Raw genomic sequence first — 14,553 nt, 5'->3', positions numbered from 1 at the left:
GTCTCACCCCTTTCGAAAAGGCATGTGCGCGCGCGCCCGCGCCGCCGCCTCGCGCTGCGCGGTGACCGCCGCGGATTCCTCCACGCGGTACGACGCGGGGGCGCGCAGGTACGTCACCGCCTCGGGCAAGGTCGCGCGCGCCGCGATCGATCGATCCCGCCCGAGCGACGGCGCCTCCGGCCGCTCGAGCGCGCGGCCTTGGCGCACCCGCGGCCGCGAGAGCGGCGTGAGCGTGGTCGCCCCGAGATCCTGCGGCGAGCGCATCCGCTCCGCCATGAGGTGCACGACGTCCGCGACGAGCCGCCCCGCGTTGTCCGTGTACCGCACGACCATCTTCCGACCCGGCCGCGGCGCCGCCTCGTCGCCGAGATCCGCGGGCGGCACGCCCCACGCGCCGCCCTGCTCGAGCGCCACGAGCTCGCAACGCATTGGCAGCGCCCGCGCCTCCGCGTCGTCGAGCCCGCGCGCGATCCAGCCGCCCGCGCGCCGTCCGCGCCGCTTCGCTTCGAGCAGCATCGCCTCCTCGTCGTCGCCCGCGCCGAGGTCGGCGAGGTCGTCCGTGTCGAGCGCGCCCCAGCCGTCGACCACGGTCGTCTCCAGGGAGGGCCCCGTCGGACCGAGCACGAGCCCGGGGCTCGCGCGGAAGGGCACGCCGAGCGCCATCGCCGCGATCACGTTCGTCGTCGCGCTCGCCCCGCCCACGTACGCCGCGCGCGCGACCCGCATCGAGGCCTCGGCCCCGGCCGCGTGCGCGCTCGACCCGTCGATCACGGGATCGCCCGCGGCCGCGAGGTGAAGCCGCGCCGTGCGCGTGGCGATGGCCGTCGCGCGCCGCGCCGCTGCGCGCAGGAGCGAGGCGAGCAGCGAGGCTTCGAGGAAGGGGCCTTCCACGGTGGCGATCGGCGCCCCGGGGAAGGCGAGCGTGCCGTCGGGGACCGCGTCGAGATCGATGGCGGGCACGAGGTGGGCGAGCCGCTGGGCGAGCGCGTCCGAGAAGCCGACGAGGCTCTGCGCGGCGGCGACGGCGGCGGGATCGATGAGCGGCCGACCGAAGAGCTCGAGGGAGCTCTCGAGCCCGGAGACCACGAGGAAGCCCGTGTGGGGCGGCGCGGCGCGGAACGAGAGCTCGAAGCTCGCCCGGCGATCCGCGAGCTTGGCGGAGAGCAGGCGATCCGCGTCGAGCAGCGCGCGGCCATCGAGGAGCAGGGGACTGCGGTGCGGCATCTCTCCACAAGGCAGCGCTCGTCCGTCCTTGTCAACCGCCGCGATGCAGGGCCCGGGGGTGACGTTCCGGGAGCGCGCCATGCAAGGATCGTCGTGCCAGCCTGGGTTCCACCCTCGTGCGACGCCCTACCTTGGTCCACGGCGGACCTGAAAGGCTGCAATCCATATGCCTTTCACAACTGCAAGGATCGCCCGAGCGAGCTCCTACAAAGTGACGAGGATTCGTCACTTCGGGGTTGGCCCATAGGTTGCTCTATCTACGGGCAGAGCGCCTGCTCCGGTCCCCCCCCCCGCCGTCGAGTAGGCGCTCTGCTTTTTGTCTCGCGGCATCGTTGCTCCGCGAGGGCGTCGTTCTGCCGCGTCGCGCTATGTTCGGCTCCGGAGACGGAGGAGCGGATGCGCGACGCGTGGACGTGGTGGAGAGGCGTGGCCGTGCTGGTCATGGCCCAGGCGATCGGGTGCCTCTCGCTCTCGACGGGCGACGGGGGCCCGGGAAGCACGGGCGGGGGCGGCGGGAGCGGTGGGAGCGGCGGGAGCGGCGGCCTGGGTGGCCTCGACGGCGTGCCCGGGGGCGGCGCCGGCGGCACGGGCGGGGACGAAAGCGGGGCCGTGACCGCGTCGTCGTCGAGCGGGGCCACGTCGAGCAGCAGCAGCGGGGCCGGCGGCGGCGGCGAGAACGGCCAGTCCTGCATCGAGGCGCCCGAGTGCCTGAGCGGTGTTTGCGTCGATGGAGTGTGCTGTGACTCGGCCTGCAACGGCACGTGCGTGTCGTGTGCTCGGCCGACCAGCCTCGGCACGTGTACGAGCCTTCCCCTTCAGGAGGAAGATCCGGGGAGCTGTACGCTCACGATGGCTTGCGACGGCAAGGGCGCGTGCAAGTTCAAGAATGGGCAGGCGTGCAACAACAACAGCGAATGCCTGAGCAACAACTGTGGCGGCGGCGCTCCGAAGATCTGCATGAACTGAGCAGGTTTCCCCGCGACGAGGCCGTCACCTCGGTCCCGCCGCGGGCACGGCGTCCGCTTCGCGCTCCTTGAGCCGGCGTCGGAAGGCGCCGGGCGTCTCGCCCAGGTGTCGCTTGAAGGCCTTCACGAAGGCGCTGTCCGTCTCGTAGCCGACCGCCTGCGCGATGGCGGTCGTGGACGCCGCGCCCCCCGCCATGAGCTGCGTGGCCCTGTGCATGCGCCAGCGTGCCAGGTAGGTCAGCGGTCCTTCGCCGACGACGGCCTTGAAGCGCGCCGCGAACACCGAGCGCGACATGCTGGCCAAGTGCGCCAGGCTCTCCACCGTCCAGGGTTTCTCCGGGTTCTCGTGCAGGCGTTGCAGGACGACGCCGATCTGCGCGTCGGTCAGGGCGCGGAGCCAGCTCGCTTGCTCGACGGGCAAGGACGCCACGTGCGTGCGCAGCGCTTGCACGAACAAGACCTCCGAGAGCCGGCTCGCCACCGTCTCGTAGCCGGGCTGCTCGGCCTCCATCTCCGAGGCCACGAATTGCAACGTGGATTCGAGCCACCGCGCGGCGATGCCTCCGTCGCCCCTCACGTGGATCAGCGGCGGCAAGCTCGCGATCAGCGGGTCGAGCGACGTGCCTTCGAACAGGAAGCAGCCGGAGACGAGCGTGGTCGGTGCGCCCGCGCCGCCGTGATGCACGAGCCCGCCACAACGCCCGCCGCGTATCGCATAGATCTCGGCGACCGGGAGGGGCCGCGTGCCCGGGGCATCCCGAAGGACATGGGTGCTCCTGCCCAGCAGGAAAACGAAGTCTCCTCCCGAGAGCGGGATGCGCGCGCCGTCGACCTCGAGCAGGCAGCTCCCGCGCGAGACCGCGTAAAACAAAGCGTGCCCCGGCTTCTCGACGCGCATGCCCCAGGGCGCCCGCATCTCCAGCCGTCCATACACCTTGGTCCGCAGGTGAAGCCCGCGCAGCACGTCCGCGAGAACGTCCATCGTCCCTCCGTGACGGACGATCGAACCACAAAAACGGACGTGGTGCCAATGATCGTCCGCTGCTTCCGGAGTACGGTCCCTCCCAGGCCATTCGATGCAAAAGGGGGCGGACGAGCGCTCGGTCCCCAGGCACGGGTGCGTCCGCACGAAGGGATGGAGAGATCATGAGCAAGACGGGGACGTCGAAGAAGATTCGCGTGGGTATCGTCGGGGCAAATCCGGACCGGGGATGGGCCTCCCACGCGCACCTGCCCGCGCTCCAAGCGCTGCCCGCGGCGTACGAGATCACCGCGGTGAGCACCACCCGACAAACGAGCGCAGACGAGGCCGCGCGCCGCTTCGGGGTGCCCCACGCCTTCGACCGCGCCGAGCTGCTGATCGAGCACCCGGAGGTGGACCTCGTCGTCGTCTCCGTCCGCGCGCCCTTGCACGCGGGGCTCGTGCGCGCCGCCATTGCCGCAAAGAAACACGTGTTTTGCGAATGGCCCCTCGGCGTCTCCCTGGACGAGACCGCCGAGCTCGCGCGGCTCGCGGAGTCCGCCGGCGTCCGCACGTTCATCAGCTTGCAGCGGCGCTTCGCCCCGGGCGCGCGATACCTCCGTGATCTCCTGGCCGAGGGGTATGTCGGCAAGGTCCGCTCTGTCGATCTCCATGTCGCCGTGCCCTACCTCGGCGCGCAGATCCCGCAAGCTCTTGCGTATACGACCGACGTGAAGAACGGGGCGAGCACGCTGTCGATCCTCACCGCGCATTACCTCGATACGGTGCTCGCCGCGGTGGGCGACTTCCAGAGCGTCTCCGCGGTGGTCGCGCGCCAGTTCGATCAGGCGACGATTGTCGAGACGGGCGAGACGCTCCCCGTCACCGTGCCGGACCAGGTGCTCATCAGCGGGACGTTGCAAAGCGGCGCGGTGCTGTCCGCCCACATCGAGGGCGGGAAACGCAATGGCGGGGAGATTTTCGCGACGATCACGGGGACCGAGGGCGACCTGCGTTGGGCCCCCGATTTCACCGTGTCCGGCGCGCGTGGCGACGGCCAGCCGCTCGCGCCGCTGAAGACGCCCGAGCGATATCGATCGCCCGTCACGGCGGAGCTCCACGAAGACGCCGAGCAGACGGCGCACCTTTATGCGGCCCTGGCGAAGGATCTCGCCGAAGGGACCGAGGTGGTCCCGACGTTCCGCGACGCCTGGAAGCTCTATCGGTTGATCGACGCGCTTGCGGTGTCGTCGGCGACGGGAAAACGCGTGGAATGGAAAGGGTGAGCGGTCGGAAGCGCGAACGGGCGCGCTAGAGCAGCTTCGAGAGGATCCTCGTCCCCTCCACCGTCGAGGCCTCGTCGAAGAGGTGCGGCAGCGTGATCTGCGGCAGGTCGATCTCCTGCGTCAGCCGCGCAAGGCTCTCGGCCTGCACCTTCTCCCGCACCGCCCGCCGCGCCCCCGCCACGAGCGCGCTCTCCGCCGTGCCGTCCGTCCGGCCCGGCGCGTCGATCGAGAGCAGCGACGCCTCCTGCGCGAGCCGCTCGCGCTCCTCGGGCGAAAAGAGCGGCGTGAGGACCGCATTCACCACGAGGCGCAGCACCGGCAGCGTGAGGTCTTTCTTGATCGCGTCGACGAGCTCGATCGTCTCCTGCGCCGGCATCTCCTCGGGCAGCGTGACGACGACGATTCCGCTCCGCACCGGGTCGCGGAACATCGCCCACGCCTCCTCGGCGTCGCGGCGCAAGACGCCAGGCGGGACCACGTCGAGGATCACCTTCGGCACGCGCATCATGTCGAGGCCGTGGCCCGTCGCCGGCGCGTCGAGCAGGACCACGTCGAAGCGCGGGCGCCCGTCGGCGCCGAGTTCCGTCGTGTGAAACCACGCCTTGCCGAGCATCGCCCACTCGTACAGGCCGGGCACCGCGCGGAAGAAGGTCTTCGTGTAGCGGTTGTCGAAGACGGCGTGCGCCACGCTGCGCACCTTGAGGACCATCTCGCCGTACTCGGTGAGCGCCTTCTCAGGCGAGATGTTCACGGCCCACACGCCCTCGGCGACGGGCATGATCTCGTCGCCGATCGGCTTCGTCCCGAGGATCGCCGAGAGCCGCTCTTTCGTGTTGCAGAGGGCGACCAGGACCCGTTTGCCCTCACGCGCCAGCGCCACTGCGAGGGCCGCGGCGAACGTCGTCTTGCCCACGCCTCCTTTGCCCGTGACGAAGAGGAAGCGGCGCCGCCCGAGGTCGTCGACGAGCCGCCCCGGCGCGTGGCCTTGCGAGGGAGAAGAAGGGGGCATGCGAACCGGCGATCCTCTAGGCGACGGGGCCCGGAAAGGCAACCGGGTTCTGCACGGCTTCGCCCGGCGAGCCGCGCCGCGCTCTGCTACCTACAGGGACATGCGCGTCACCGAAGCGGGCCTCGAGGCCCTGAACGGGCGCCTCGCCGGCGCCGCGCCGCTCGATGTCCTGCGTTTCGTGCACCAAACGTTCGGCCGGAGGGCCGCGATCCTGACGAGCATGCAGCGCGCCGGTACGTGGCTCTGCCGGCTCGCCGACCAGGCCGGGCTCGACTTCGACGTGGTCTTCGTGGACACGGGCGTGCTCCACGAGCAGACGCGCTGGGCGCGGGACGAGCTGGCGCGGACGCACGCGAATCTCCGGGTGATCACGCTCTCGCCGGCGCGTACGTTCGCCGAGCAAACGGCCGAGGAGGGCCTGCTTTACCTCTCGGTCGAGGGCCAGGAGCGCTGTTGCGATCTGCGCAAGACGGCGCCGCTCCACGCGATCCGGGGCCGCTACGACGCGCTCGTCTCGGCGCTGCGGCAGGGCGAGGGCGGGGCGCGCAGCAAGGTGCGTCCGCTCGGGCTCGACCTCGCGATGGGCGCCTTGCGCGTGCACCCGCTCGCGCACGTGACGAACGAGGAGCTCGACCGGGCCCTCGCCGCCGATCCCGGCGTGGTCCTGAACCCGCTCCACGCCATGGGGTTTCGGACGATCGGCTGTTTTCCCTGCACGACGCCGGTCCTGCCCGACGAAAGCGAGCGCGCCGGCCGCTGGCGGCATTTGGCGAGCGTGCAGTATTGCGGGATCAATCCGGTGGATCGCGGCGCCGCCGAGGGCGTGATCGAATTGGACGATCGTTATGCCGAGGCGCTCGCCGGGCCCGCGGTGTAGGCGGACGAACGGCCGCGGGGGCGCCTGCCCATCCGCCAACTCGACCTCCCTGTCAAGAGCCTCCCTCGTGTGGGATGACGCTCCTGTCTGGGTCGCGAAAGCGCAGGCTGGGGGCCGAGCGGACCGAGAAGTTCCGGCGCGAAGCTCCTTTCGCGTCACCTTGTGCTTGACGAAAGGCCTCGCAGAGGTGATTCCGGGACGCAAATGGCAGCGAGCTACTTCGACGTGGACGGCACGCTGATCCGCACGAACCTCGTCCACCCCACGCTCTATTACGTCCTGAACCAGAACACGCCGCTGCACAGCCTCGCGAAGCTCGGCGGAGCGCTGGTGAAGGCCCCGTGGCTGGTGTGGGCGGAGACGCGGGACCGACGCATCTTCAACGAGCTTCTCTTCACGTCCTACGGCGGGATGAGCGAGGACCGGCTCGTGGGGCTCGCGGCCGAGACGTTCGAGCGCGTGATCAAGCCCAACATCTACCCCGGCGCGCGGGACCTCGTGCAGACGAGCCTCGACAAGGGGCACGACGTGGTGCTCGTCTCGGGCGCGCTCGACTTCCTGATGCGTCTGCTCGCCGAGCACCTCGGCGCAACGGACGTCATTGCGAACCGCCTGGAGATCAAGGACCGCTTCGCGACGGGCAAGCTCCTGCGCCCCGTGGTCGCGGGCCCCGAGAAGTCGCGGCTCATTCGTGATCACGCGAAAGGCCGTGGCCACGACCTCGACGAGTGCTTCGCTTACTCCGACAGTTACTCGGACGTCCCCATGCTCAGCATCGTCGGCCACCCGGCCGCCGTGAACCCGGACAGGAAGCTGTCCCTGCTCGCGAACGCCTACCACTGGCCCATCATCCACGTCGACTGAAGCGGGCGGGATTGCCGCCGAATACGAGAATGCCATGAGCCATCCCTGTGTCGTGACGATCGACAGCCGCAGCGCACCCCGCGTCCTCTTCTCGGGCGACCGGCTGGTCGAGGTCGACCTGCCGACGGGCAGCCGCGTCGTCTACCCGAAGCCCCCGCTCAAGCCGTTGAAGGACGTGGACGCGGCCATCCGGTACGCGATCAACCACCCGTACAACTCCGAGCCGCTCTACGCGAAGCTCCGGCCGGGGATGAAGGTGACGATCGCGATGGACGACATCTCGCTGCCGCTGCCGCCGATGAAGCGGCCGGACATCCGCGAGCGCGTGCTCACGATCGTGCTCGATCTGCTCGCCGATTACGGCGTCGACGATGTCGAGATCATCGTCGCGACGAGCGTGCACCGGCGCATGAAGGATTGGGAGCTCCGGCACGTCGTCGGCGACAAGATCTTCAACGCGTTCTGGCCGAAGAGGCTCTACAACCACGACGCCGAGAACCTCGCCAACATGAAATACCTCGGCACGACCGAGGAGGGCGAGGAGGTCGAGCTCAACCGGCGCGCCGTGGAGAGCGACCTCATCATCTACGTGAACCTGAATCTCGTGCCGATGGACGGCGGCCACAAATCGGTTGCCGTGGGCCTCTGCGGCTACCGGAGCCTGCGCGCGCACCACAACCCGCGCGTGATGCGGCAGTGTCATTCGTACATGGACCCGAAATCGTCGGCGCTCAACACGAGCGTCGTGCGCATGGGCCGGCTCGCGAACAAGAAGCTGAACGTCTTCACGATCGAGACGACGATCAACAACCGGATGTTCGATACGCCGCTCGAGTTCCTCGCGAAAAACGAGGATGACCTCTCGCGGACCGAGCGAAACGCGCTCCAGGCGCTCCGGTTCACGCTCGACAAGATGCCGCAGCCCGCGCGCCAGGCGATCTTCCAGCGCGTGCCCTCGCCGTTCGGCGTGACGGGCGTGTTCGCGGGCGAGACCGAGGCCGTGCACGAGCACACGCTCCGGAAGAGCTTCGAGCAATACTGCGTCCCGGTCGTGGGGCAGAGCGACATTCTCATCACGGGCATTCCGTTCATCAGCCCGTACAACGTGAATTCGTTCCTGAACCCGCTGCTCGTGCAGGTGATGGCGAACGGGTATCTCTTCAACCTGTATCGCAATGCGCCGATGGTGAAGAAGGGCGGCACGATGATCATCATGCATCCGTGCACGGACCTCTTCGACAACGAGCACCATTCGCCGTACATCGAGTTCGTGCACCGCGTGCTGCCCGAGACGCGCGACGCGATGGAGTTGCACAAGGTCTGGGAGCCGAAGTTCGCGAAGAACCCGGCCTACATCGAGATGTATCGGTACGGCCACGCCTATCACCCGACGCACCCGTTCTTCATGTGGTACTGGGGCGAGGCGGGGCGGCAGCACCTCGGCCGGGTGATCGTCGTCGGCGCGGACAACGAATACATCCCGCAGCTCCTGGGCTGGGAGACGGCGCGGACGATGGACGAGGCGCTGCGGATGGCGAAGCAGACGGCGCCGCCGAACCCGGACATCCTGGCGCTGCATTGCCCGCCGATCTTCATGGCGGACATGTCCGTGGAGAAGCAGCGCGCGCCGATTGCGGCGCTGCCCGAATCGCAGGGCTGAGAGACGCCCGCACCCCCCGAACCTCCCTCTCCGCGGGTGACGCATGACCGAGGTCCTCCGCGCGGCCATCTTCGACATGGATGGCACGCTCGTCGACAACATGGCCTTCCACAATCGTGCGTGGGAGATCGTCTCGGAGCGGCTCGGCGTGCCGACCACGGCCGAGCGTTTTCAGCGGGAATTCGCGGGAAAGAAGAATGAGGAGATCTTTCCCGCGTTGCTCGGGCGGGCGGTGTCGCCGGACGAGCTCGCGCGGCTCGCCGAGGAGAAGGAGGGGCTCTACCGCGCCACATACCGCCCGCACCTCGCGCTCACGCGCGGGGCCGATGCCTTCCTGGAACGGCTGCGGCTCCGCGGCGTGCGGCTCGCAATCGCGTCGGCGGCACCGCTCGGCAATCGCGATTTCGTGCTCGATGGGCTCCGTCTCCGCGAGCGATTCGAGCGCGTGGTGGGGGCCGAGGAGGTGACGCGCGGCAAGCCATCGCCCGACATCTTCCTCCTCGCGGCGCAGGATCTCGGCGTCGCGTCGGCCGCGTGCGTCGTATTCGAGGATGCGGCGAACGGCGTGCGCGCCGCGAAGGCGGCGGGGATGGTGGCGGTCGGGATCACCACCGCGGCGACGGCCGAGGAGCTGCGCGACGCGGGCGCTGACTGGACGTCCGCGGATTTCACGTCGCTCCCGGCGGCGCTGCTGGAACGGCTCGGGATCGCGTAGATTCAGCGCGGGCGCGTCACGGCCGGCAGGTCGATGTCGTTCGCGCGGTCGCCGTAGACGATGCCGCGGATGCGGGGGTTCCCCAGGAAATCGTGCGGGAAGCCGAGCTCGATCCGGCTCACGTCGTGGAGGCGGCGGAGCTGGTCGTCATTGAGCGTGAAATCGAGAGAGCCGATCACGTCCTTGATCTGCGACGCCTTGCGCGCGCCCACGATGGGCACGACGTTCGCGCCGCGTTGACGCACCCAGTTCGTCGCGACCTGCGCCGAGGTCTTGCCGAGCTCGTCCGCGATCGTGTCCACGGTCTTCGCAATGGCGAGGTTCTTCGGCGAGAGACGTTGCTCGTTGCCCGCAGCGCGCTTCGTGTCTTCGGGCGCGCTGCCGCGTGAATACTTGCCCGTGAGCACGCCGCCGCCGAGCGGGGCCCAGGGCGTCACCGTGATGCCGAAGGCCTCGGCCATCGGGATGAGCTCCCGCTCCACCGTGCGCTCGATCAGGCTGTATTCGATCTGGAGCGCGGCAAAGGGCGAGAGCCCCCGCAACGTCGCCACGGTGTTCGCTTGCGAGACGATCCACGCGGGCGCGTCCGAGATGCCGATCGAGAGGACCTTGCCCGCGCGGACGAGGTCGTCGAGGCCGCGCATGACCTCCTCCACGCCCGTCGTGAAATCCCAGGCGTGGACCCAAAGCAGGTCGATGTAATCGGTCCCGAGCCGGCCGAGGCTCTTGTGGACCGCCTGGATCATGTTTTTCCGCGAATTGCCCGAGGCGTTCGGATCACCGTTCGCCGTCGTGAGCGTGAACTTCGTCGCGAGCACCCAGCGGTCGCGGTTTCCTGCGATGATCTTGCCGCAGATCTCCTCGGTATGGCCCTCGTGATACTTGTTCGCCGTGTCGAGGAAATTGCCCCCGGCCTCGGCGTAGGCCGCGGCGACCTCGATGCTCGTCGCCTCGTCCGCCCCGAATCCCCACCTGTCGCCGAAGCTCATCGTGCCCAGGCACAGCTCCGACACCTTGATCCCCGTACGACCCAAGAGCTTGTAACGCATGCTTCCTCCCGCGTATTGCGGATCGGGAGGTGCGTACGCGGGGCGGGGCGCGGAATCAAGGGGAGGGCCGGTTTTTGGCTTCCCGTCGTTCCTTCGCGTACCCGATGCCCACGTTGATGCCCACGAGGACGATCGCCGCGAGGCCGATGCCCGCCATGCGCGGAATGTCGAACGCGAGCCCGAAGATGAACACGAGCGCGCCGAGCGCCACGCCGAGCAGCGGGCCCTGGATGCGCAATTCGCGCTCGGCCCTCACCATCTCCGCCGTCGCCTGCTCGAAACACGACTTGCAGCGTACGCCGTCCACGGCGGCGCACGTATTGCAGAGCCCGACGCGGCAGATGCCGCAGGCGAGCTTCGCCGCGGGCATGGCCCCCGGCTCCCGATAGCCCGCCGTGCCGCCCGGGTGCACCTCGCACACGCCGTCCATCGGCGGCTTGCGCCGCGGGATCGGGTCCTCCGAGGGCGGCACCTTCACGCCGTCGATCCAGACCTCGCTCCGCGCGACGTCGAGGTTGCGCACGCGCCTGAGCATGACCTTGCGTTTGCCGACCACGAGCGGGTAATCGCCGAGCAGATGCGTCGGGATCACATGTTCGAGCATCTTCTCCTCGTCGAGGAGGATCGTCAGGAAAGGCGCGCGGACGTCCACCTCCAGGCGATGTTTCCCGATGGACCAGCCGGCCATGCGTTTCTGCGTACCACGCCGCCGCCGCGGAATGAAGCGGCGCGCCGCATGCCTTCTCGCTTGTCGCCTCGCACCCTCCTCGCCCACAATGGCGCCGTGCCTCCCGCCCTCGCCACGCGCCCGCTCGATCCGCCCGCGGATCTCACGATCCCCGCGCCAGGCTCGGAGACGGCCAAAGGCGTCCTCTCGCGCGCGCTCGGTCGTCTCGTGCCCGAGCTGCTCGGCGTCGGACAGGGGCTCGCGCTCTCGCCCGAGGCGCGCGCCGATCTCGCGGTCTTCCAGGCGCTCGTGCGGGAGGTCGCACGGAAAAACGTCGGCGCGCTGCCGAGCGTCCTGCGGCGCACGGCGATGGGGACGCTCGTCCGATGTCTGCGAACCCCGCGCGCCGATGCCGAGGCGTGGGTCCGCGAGCTCGTGGGGGTTTTCCTTTTGCACCTCGCGCGCGCCTCCGCGCTCCCGCGGGCCATTCGGCAGAAAGCACCTCCGAAGCAGCTCGTCTCCACCACGGCGGGCATTTCGATTGGTTTGCCCGAGGATACGCGCGCCGTCGTGTTCGAGAACGAAGGAAAGATCGTCGTCGAGCGCGCGGAGGGCGTCAAAACGCTGAGCCTTCAGGCGCTGGAGGCCGCGCCGCCAGGGTATTCCGAGACGCGCGACGGCGTGAACGTGTCGCGGCCGTTTTTCCCGATCGACGGGAGCACGGTGCTCACGCTCGCCGACACGAATCCGCTCGCCATGGTGGAGGCGCACCCCGACAAGGAGGGCAATGCGATCGACCTCGGCGGCAAGGACGTGTCGGAATGGACGCGGTCGCTCTCCGCGGCGCTCGATCTCGTAAAGGAGCACCTGCCGGACCTGCGGGGCGAGATCGAGCTCTTCGTGCAGCAGATCGTGCCCGTCGGATACCACGACGAAAAGCACCTCTCCGCGTCGTACCAGGAGGCGATCGGGACGATCTACATGTCCCTGCACCCGAGCCTCATGACGATGGCGGAGGCCGTCATCCACGAGTTTTCGCACAACAAGATCAACGCGCTCTTCGAGATCGATGCGGTCCTCGAAAACGCGTTCTCCCCGCTCTACACCTCGCCCGTGCGGCCCGACCCGCGGCCGCTCCACGGTGTGCTGCTCGCGGTCCACGCGTTTTTGCCCGTCGCGCGGCTCTACGAGCGCATGATCGAGGCGGGGCACCCGCTCGCGAAGGCGCCCGGTTTTTCCGAGCGATTCGCGCGCATCCGGCAGATCAACGCCGAGGGCGCGGAGGTGGTCCTCGGGAACGGAGAACCGACGCGCGTGGGGAAGGCAGTGCTGGATGAGATTCAGCGCTGGCACGATCACTACAAGACCATGGATGCCTGAGGAGCGCCCGCGTGCGTCCCGATGAGCGCTTCCTCCGCGATACGTTCCGGGAGCAGCTCGCGCGCCTGCGTGCCCTCCGGGTCGATCTGCGCACGCTCGGGCCACGGGCCACCGAGGCGCACGCGGCGCGCCTCGCGGAGGAATTCGTCGAGCCAGACCGGAGTGTTGCCTTTCGGCAGGCGCTCGAAGGGAAGGGCAGGCCTGTCGACTTCGAAAAATGGCTCCGCCAGGATCGGCTGTCGCCGCGGGAGACGCGCGGCTGTCTCGAATGGCTCGCGGCCGGCGTCGAGGCGCTCGTGTGCGTGCGGTTCGATCGGCGCGCCGGGTTCCCGGCCGTGACGCTCGTGGTGCGCACGCTCGACGAGGCCTGGGCGAGCTCGTGGCCCGGCGTGTACGTGCACTTCGCGGCGGGCCGAGCGCTCGCCGTGACCGTGCATTACGAGCTGTTTCAGTGTGATCTGCGGATCGGGATGGGATCGCCGTATCGGTAGCGCGCGCCGTTCCCGGGATCAGGGCGCCGCGATCGCGCGGTCGACGATGCCGGAGGCGTGCGAGAGCGCGTGGTCGAGGTCGAAGCATCGATCGAGCTCGGCCGCGGAGAGGCGCGCGCTCACGTCCGGATCGGCCGCGAGGAGGTCGCGGAAGGTGCCCTCGCCGGCGAGCGCCTTCATCGCGTTGCGCTGCACGAGCACGTACGCCTCCTGCCGCGGGAGCCCGTACGAGACGAGCGCGAGCAGCACGGCCTCGCTGAAGAAGAGCCCACCCGTGAGCTCGAGGTTCTTCCGGAGGTTCTCCTCGCGCACGACGAGGCCTTCGACGAGCGAGGTCGTGCGCTCCAGCATGAACCCGAGCGTGGTCGTCGTGTCGGGCACGATCATGCGCTCGACGGAGGAGTGCGAGATGTCGCGCTCGTGCCAGAGGACGACGTCTTCGAGCGCGGGGATCGCCGCGGCGCGCACGATGCGGGCGAGGCCGCAGAGGTTCTCGCTGAGGATGGGGTTGCGCTTGTGGGGCATCGCGGAGGAGCCTTTTTGCCCCTTCGTGAAGGCTTCCTCGGCCTCGGCGACCTCGGTGCGCTGCCAGTGCCGGACGTTCGTCGCGAACCGCTCGATGCCCGCGGCCACGAGCGCGAGGGCGTTGAAGAACGCGGCATGACGATCCCGCGGGACGACCTGCGTCGCGACGGTCTCGGGGCGCAGGCCGAGCGACGCGAGGGCCTGGGCTTCGAGCTTCGGCGAGAGGTGCGCGTAAGTGCCGACCGCGCCGGAGATCGTGCCGACGGCGATCTCGCTACGCGCCTCGCGTAGGCGCGCGCGGCCGCGCTTCATCTCGGCGAGGTGGCCCGCGAGCGCGAGGCCGAAGGTGATGGGCTCGGCGTGGATGCCGTGGCTGCGGCCGATCATGGGCGTTCGGCGATGTTCGTCGGCGCGGCGCGAGAACGCGACGACGAGGCCGTCGAGCCGTTCGAGCAGGAGATCGGCGGCGCGGACGAGGAGCACGGCGAGGCTCGTGTCGAGCACGTCGCTCGACGTCATCCCGCGATGGAGCCACCGCGCGTCGGGCCCTGCGAGCTCTTCGACGTGCGTGAGGAACGCGATGACGTCGTGCTTGACCGTGCGCTCGATCTCTTCGATACGCGCCGGGTCGAGCTGCAGGTTCTTCGCACGAAGCGCTCGGGCCACGCCGACGGGCACGAGGCCTTCGGCTTCCATCGCCTCGCAGGCGGCGAGCTCGACGTCGAGCCACACGGCATAACGAGTCTCGGACGACCAGAGCGCGGCGAACGCGGGCGGGGTGTATCGCGGGATCATTCGCGGCGAAAGCTGGGAGAAGTCGCGCGCGCCGTCAAGCGGGCCGGGCCCGAGCGGCGCGGCAGGAAAGGCGACGGGCTCGGCC

General features: G+C 69.4%; 14 protein-coding genes. 8 read left to right on the top strand and 6 right to left on the bottom strand.

The annotated features are described in order from the left end of the window. Positions 1–3: 3 nt before the first annotated feature. Positions 4–1,305: a beta/alpha barrel domain-containing protein gene (locus POL67_RS50105; RefSeq protein WP_271929595.1), complete on the bottom strand. Its 1,302-nt coding sequence runs from the start codon at positions 1,303–1,305 to the stop codon at positions 4–6. A 315-nt stretch (positions 1,306–1,620) separates the two neighbouring features. On the opposite strand from POL67_RS50105, the gene POL67_RS50100 reads away from it, so the two are divergent. Beyond that, positions 1,621–2,190 (top strand): hypothetical protein, encoded by a 570-nt coding sequence (locus POL67_RS50100; RefSeq protein WP_271929593.1) that lies wholly within the window; start codon positions 1,621–1,623, stop codon positions 2,188–2,190. Between the two features lie 24 nt (positions 2,191–2,214). Here POL67_RS50100 and POL67_RS50095 read toward each other — a convergent pair whose 3' ends face one another. Continuing rightward, a complete protein-coding gene (locus POL67_RS50095; RefSeq protein ID WP_271929592.1) occupies positions 2,215–3,171 on the bottom strand; it encodes an AraC family transcriptional regulator in 957 nt (318 codons plus the stop codon). 164 nt (positions 3,172–3,335) lie between these two features. Between POL67_RS50095 and POL67_RS50090 the strand changes: the two genes are divergently transcribed. Next, a complete protein-coding gene (locus tag POL67_RS50090; RefSeq protein ID WP_271929590.1) occupies positions 3,336–4,436 on the top strand; it encodes a Gfo/Idh/MocA family protein in 1,101 nt (366 codons plus the stop codon). A 25-nt stretch (positions 4,437–4,461) separates the two neighbouring features. On the opposite strand, the gene POL67_RS50085 is transcribed toward POL67_RS50090, so the two are convergent. Further along, positions 4,462–5,445 carry an ArsA family ATPase gene (locus POL67_RS50085; RefSeq protein WP_271929588.1) on the bottom strand — a complete coding sequence of 328 codons (984 nt, stop codon included), beginning with the start codon at positions 5,443–5,445 and terminating at the stop codon, positions 4,462–4,464. Positions 5,446–5,545: 100 nt separating this feature from the next. Here POL67_RS50085 and POL67_RS50080 point away from each other — a divergent pair, with 100 nt between their 5' ends. From POL67_RS50080 to POL67_RS50065, 4 genes are all read left to right on the top strand, one after another. After that, a complete protein-coding gene (locus POL67_RS50080; RefSeq protein WP_271929585.1) occupies positions 5,546–6,322 on the top strand; it encodes a phosphoadenosine phosphosulfate reductase family protein in 777 nt (258 codons plus the stop codon). 204 nt (positions 6,323–6,526) lie between these two features. Beyond that, the gene (locus POL67_RS50075; protein ID WP_271929583.1) at positions 6,527–7,186 is read left to right on the top strand and encodes an HAD family hydrolase; all 660 of its coding nucleotides are present in this window, start codon (positions 6,527–6,529) and stop codon (positions 7,184–7,186) included. 34 nt (positions 7,187–7,220) lie between these two features. Then, a complete protein-coding gene (gene larAH, locus POL67_RS50070; RefSeq protein WP_271929581.1) occupies positions 7,221–8,846 on the top strand; it encodes an NPN-dependent hydroxyacid isomerase, LarAH14/15/16 family in 1,626 nt (541 codons plus the stop codon). A 43-nt stretch (positions 8,847–8,889) separates the two neighbouring features. Then, positions 8,890–9,561, top strand: a complete 672-nt coding sequence (locus POL67_RS50065) for an HAD family hydrolase (protein WP_271929580.1) — start codon at positions 8,890–8,892, stop codon at positions 9,559–9,561. Positions 9,562–9,563: 2 nt separating this feature from the next. On the opposite strand, the gene POL67_RS50060 is transcribed toward POL67_RS50065, so the two are convergent. Next, a complete protein-coding gene (locus POL67_RS50060) occupies positions 9,564–10,610 on the bottom strand; it encodes an aldo/keto reductase (RefSeq protein WP_271929578.1) in 1,047 nt (348 codons plus the stop codon). A gap of 55 nt (positions 10,611–10,665) precedes the next feature. Beyond that, positions 10,666–11,298 carry a hypothetical protein gene (locus tag POL67_RS50055; RefSeq protein ID WP_271929577.1) on the bottom strand — a complete coding sequence of 211 codons (633 nt, stop codon included), beginning with the start codon at positions 11,296–11,298 and terminating at the stop codon, positions 10,666–10,668. Between the two features lie 60 nt (positions 11,299–11,358). On the opposite strand from POL67_RS50055, the gene POL67_RS50050 reads away from it, so the two are divergent. Together POL67_RS50050 and POL67_RS50045 are read left to right on the top strand one after the other, a co-directional pair. Beyond that, positions 11,359–12,657 (top strand): aKG-HExxH-type peptide beta-hydroxylase, encoded by a 1,299-nt coding sequence (locus POL67_RS50050; protein WP_271929574.1) that lies wholly within the window; start codon positions 11,359–11,361, stop codon positions 12,655–12,657. Positions 12,658–12,668: 11 nt separating this feature from the next. Continuing rightward, positions 12,669–13,148, top strand: a complete 480-nt coding sequence (locus POL67_RS50045; protein WP_271929571.1) for a hypothetical protein — start codon at positions 12,669–12,671, stop codon at positions 13,146–13,148. A gap of 18 nt (positions 13,149–13,166) precedes the next feature. On the opposite strand, the gene purB is transcribed toward POL67_RS50045, so the two are convergent. After that, a complete protein-coding gene (purB, locus tag POL67_RS50040) occupies positions 13,167–14,468 on the bottom strand; it encodes an adenylosuccinate lyase (RefSeq protein ID WP_271929569.1) in 1,302 nt (433 codons plus the stop codon). Positions 14,469–14,553 lie beyond the last annotated feature (85 nt).

Source organism: Polyangium mundeleinium (genome assembly GCF_028369105.1).
Classification (GTDB): Bacteria; Myxococcota_A; Polyangia; order Polyangiales; family Polyangiaceae; genus Polyangium; species Polyangium mundeleinium.
This window is presented reverse-complemented; position numbering and strand designations above follow the sequence as displayed.

What these genes read in the sequence shown, in the direction of transcription:
- POL67_RS50075 (WP_271929583.1), top strand. Translation starts at nt 6,527, where the DNA reads ATGGCAGCGAGCTACTTCGACGTGGACGGCACGCTGATCCGCACGAAC.
- POL67_RS50055 (WP_271929577.1), bottom strand. Translation starts at nt 11,298, where the DNA reads ATGGCCGGCTGGTCCATCGGGAAACATCGCCTGGAGGTGGACGTCCGC.
- POL67_RS50060 (WP_271929578.1), bottom strand. Translation starts at nt 10,610, where the DNA reads ATGCGTTACAAGCTCTTGGGTCGTACGGGGATCAAGGTGTCGGAGCTG.
- POL67_RS50065 (WP_271929580.1), top strand. Translation starts at nt 8,890, where the DNA reads ATGACCGAGGTCCTCCGCGCGGCCATCTTCGACATGGATGGCACGCTC.
- POL67_RS50085 (WP_271929588.1), bottom strand. Translation starts at nt 5,445, where the DNA reads ATGCCCCCTTCTTCTCCCTCGCAAGGCCACGCGCCGGGGCGGCTCGTC.
- POL67_RS50105 (WP_271929595.1), bottom strand. Translation starts at nt 1,305, where the DNA reads ATGGCGCGCTCCCGGAACGTCACCCCCGGGCCCTGCATCGCGGCGGTT.
- POL67_RS50095 (WP_271929592.1), bottom strand. Translation starts at nt 3,171, where the DNA reads ATGGACGTTCTCGCGGACGTGCTGCGCGGGCTTCACCTGCGGACCAAG.
- purB (WP_271929569.1), bottom strand. Translation starts at nt 14,468, where the DNA reads ATGATCCCGCGATACACCCCGCCCGCGTTCGCCGCGCTCTGGTCGTCC.
- POL67_RS50080 (WP_271929585.1), top strand. Translation starts at nt 5,546, where the DNA reads ATGCGCGTCACCGAAGCGGGCCTCGAGGCCCTGAACGGGCGCCTCGCC.
- POL67_RS50100 (WP_271929593.1), top strand. Translation starts at nt 1,621, where the DNA reads ATGCGCGACGCGTGGACGTGGTGGAGAGGCGTGGCCGTGCTGGTCATG.
- POL67_RS50090 (WP_271929590.1), top strand. Translation starts at nt 3,336, where the DNA reads ATGAGCAAGACGGGGACGTCGAAGAAGATTCGCGTGGGTATCGTCGGG.
- larAH (WP_271929581.1), top strand. Translation starts at nt 7,221, where the DNA reads ATGAGCCATCCCTGTGTCGTGACGATCGACAGCCGCAGCGCACCCCGC.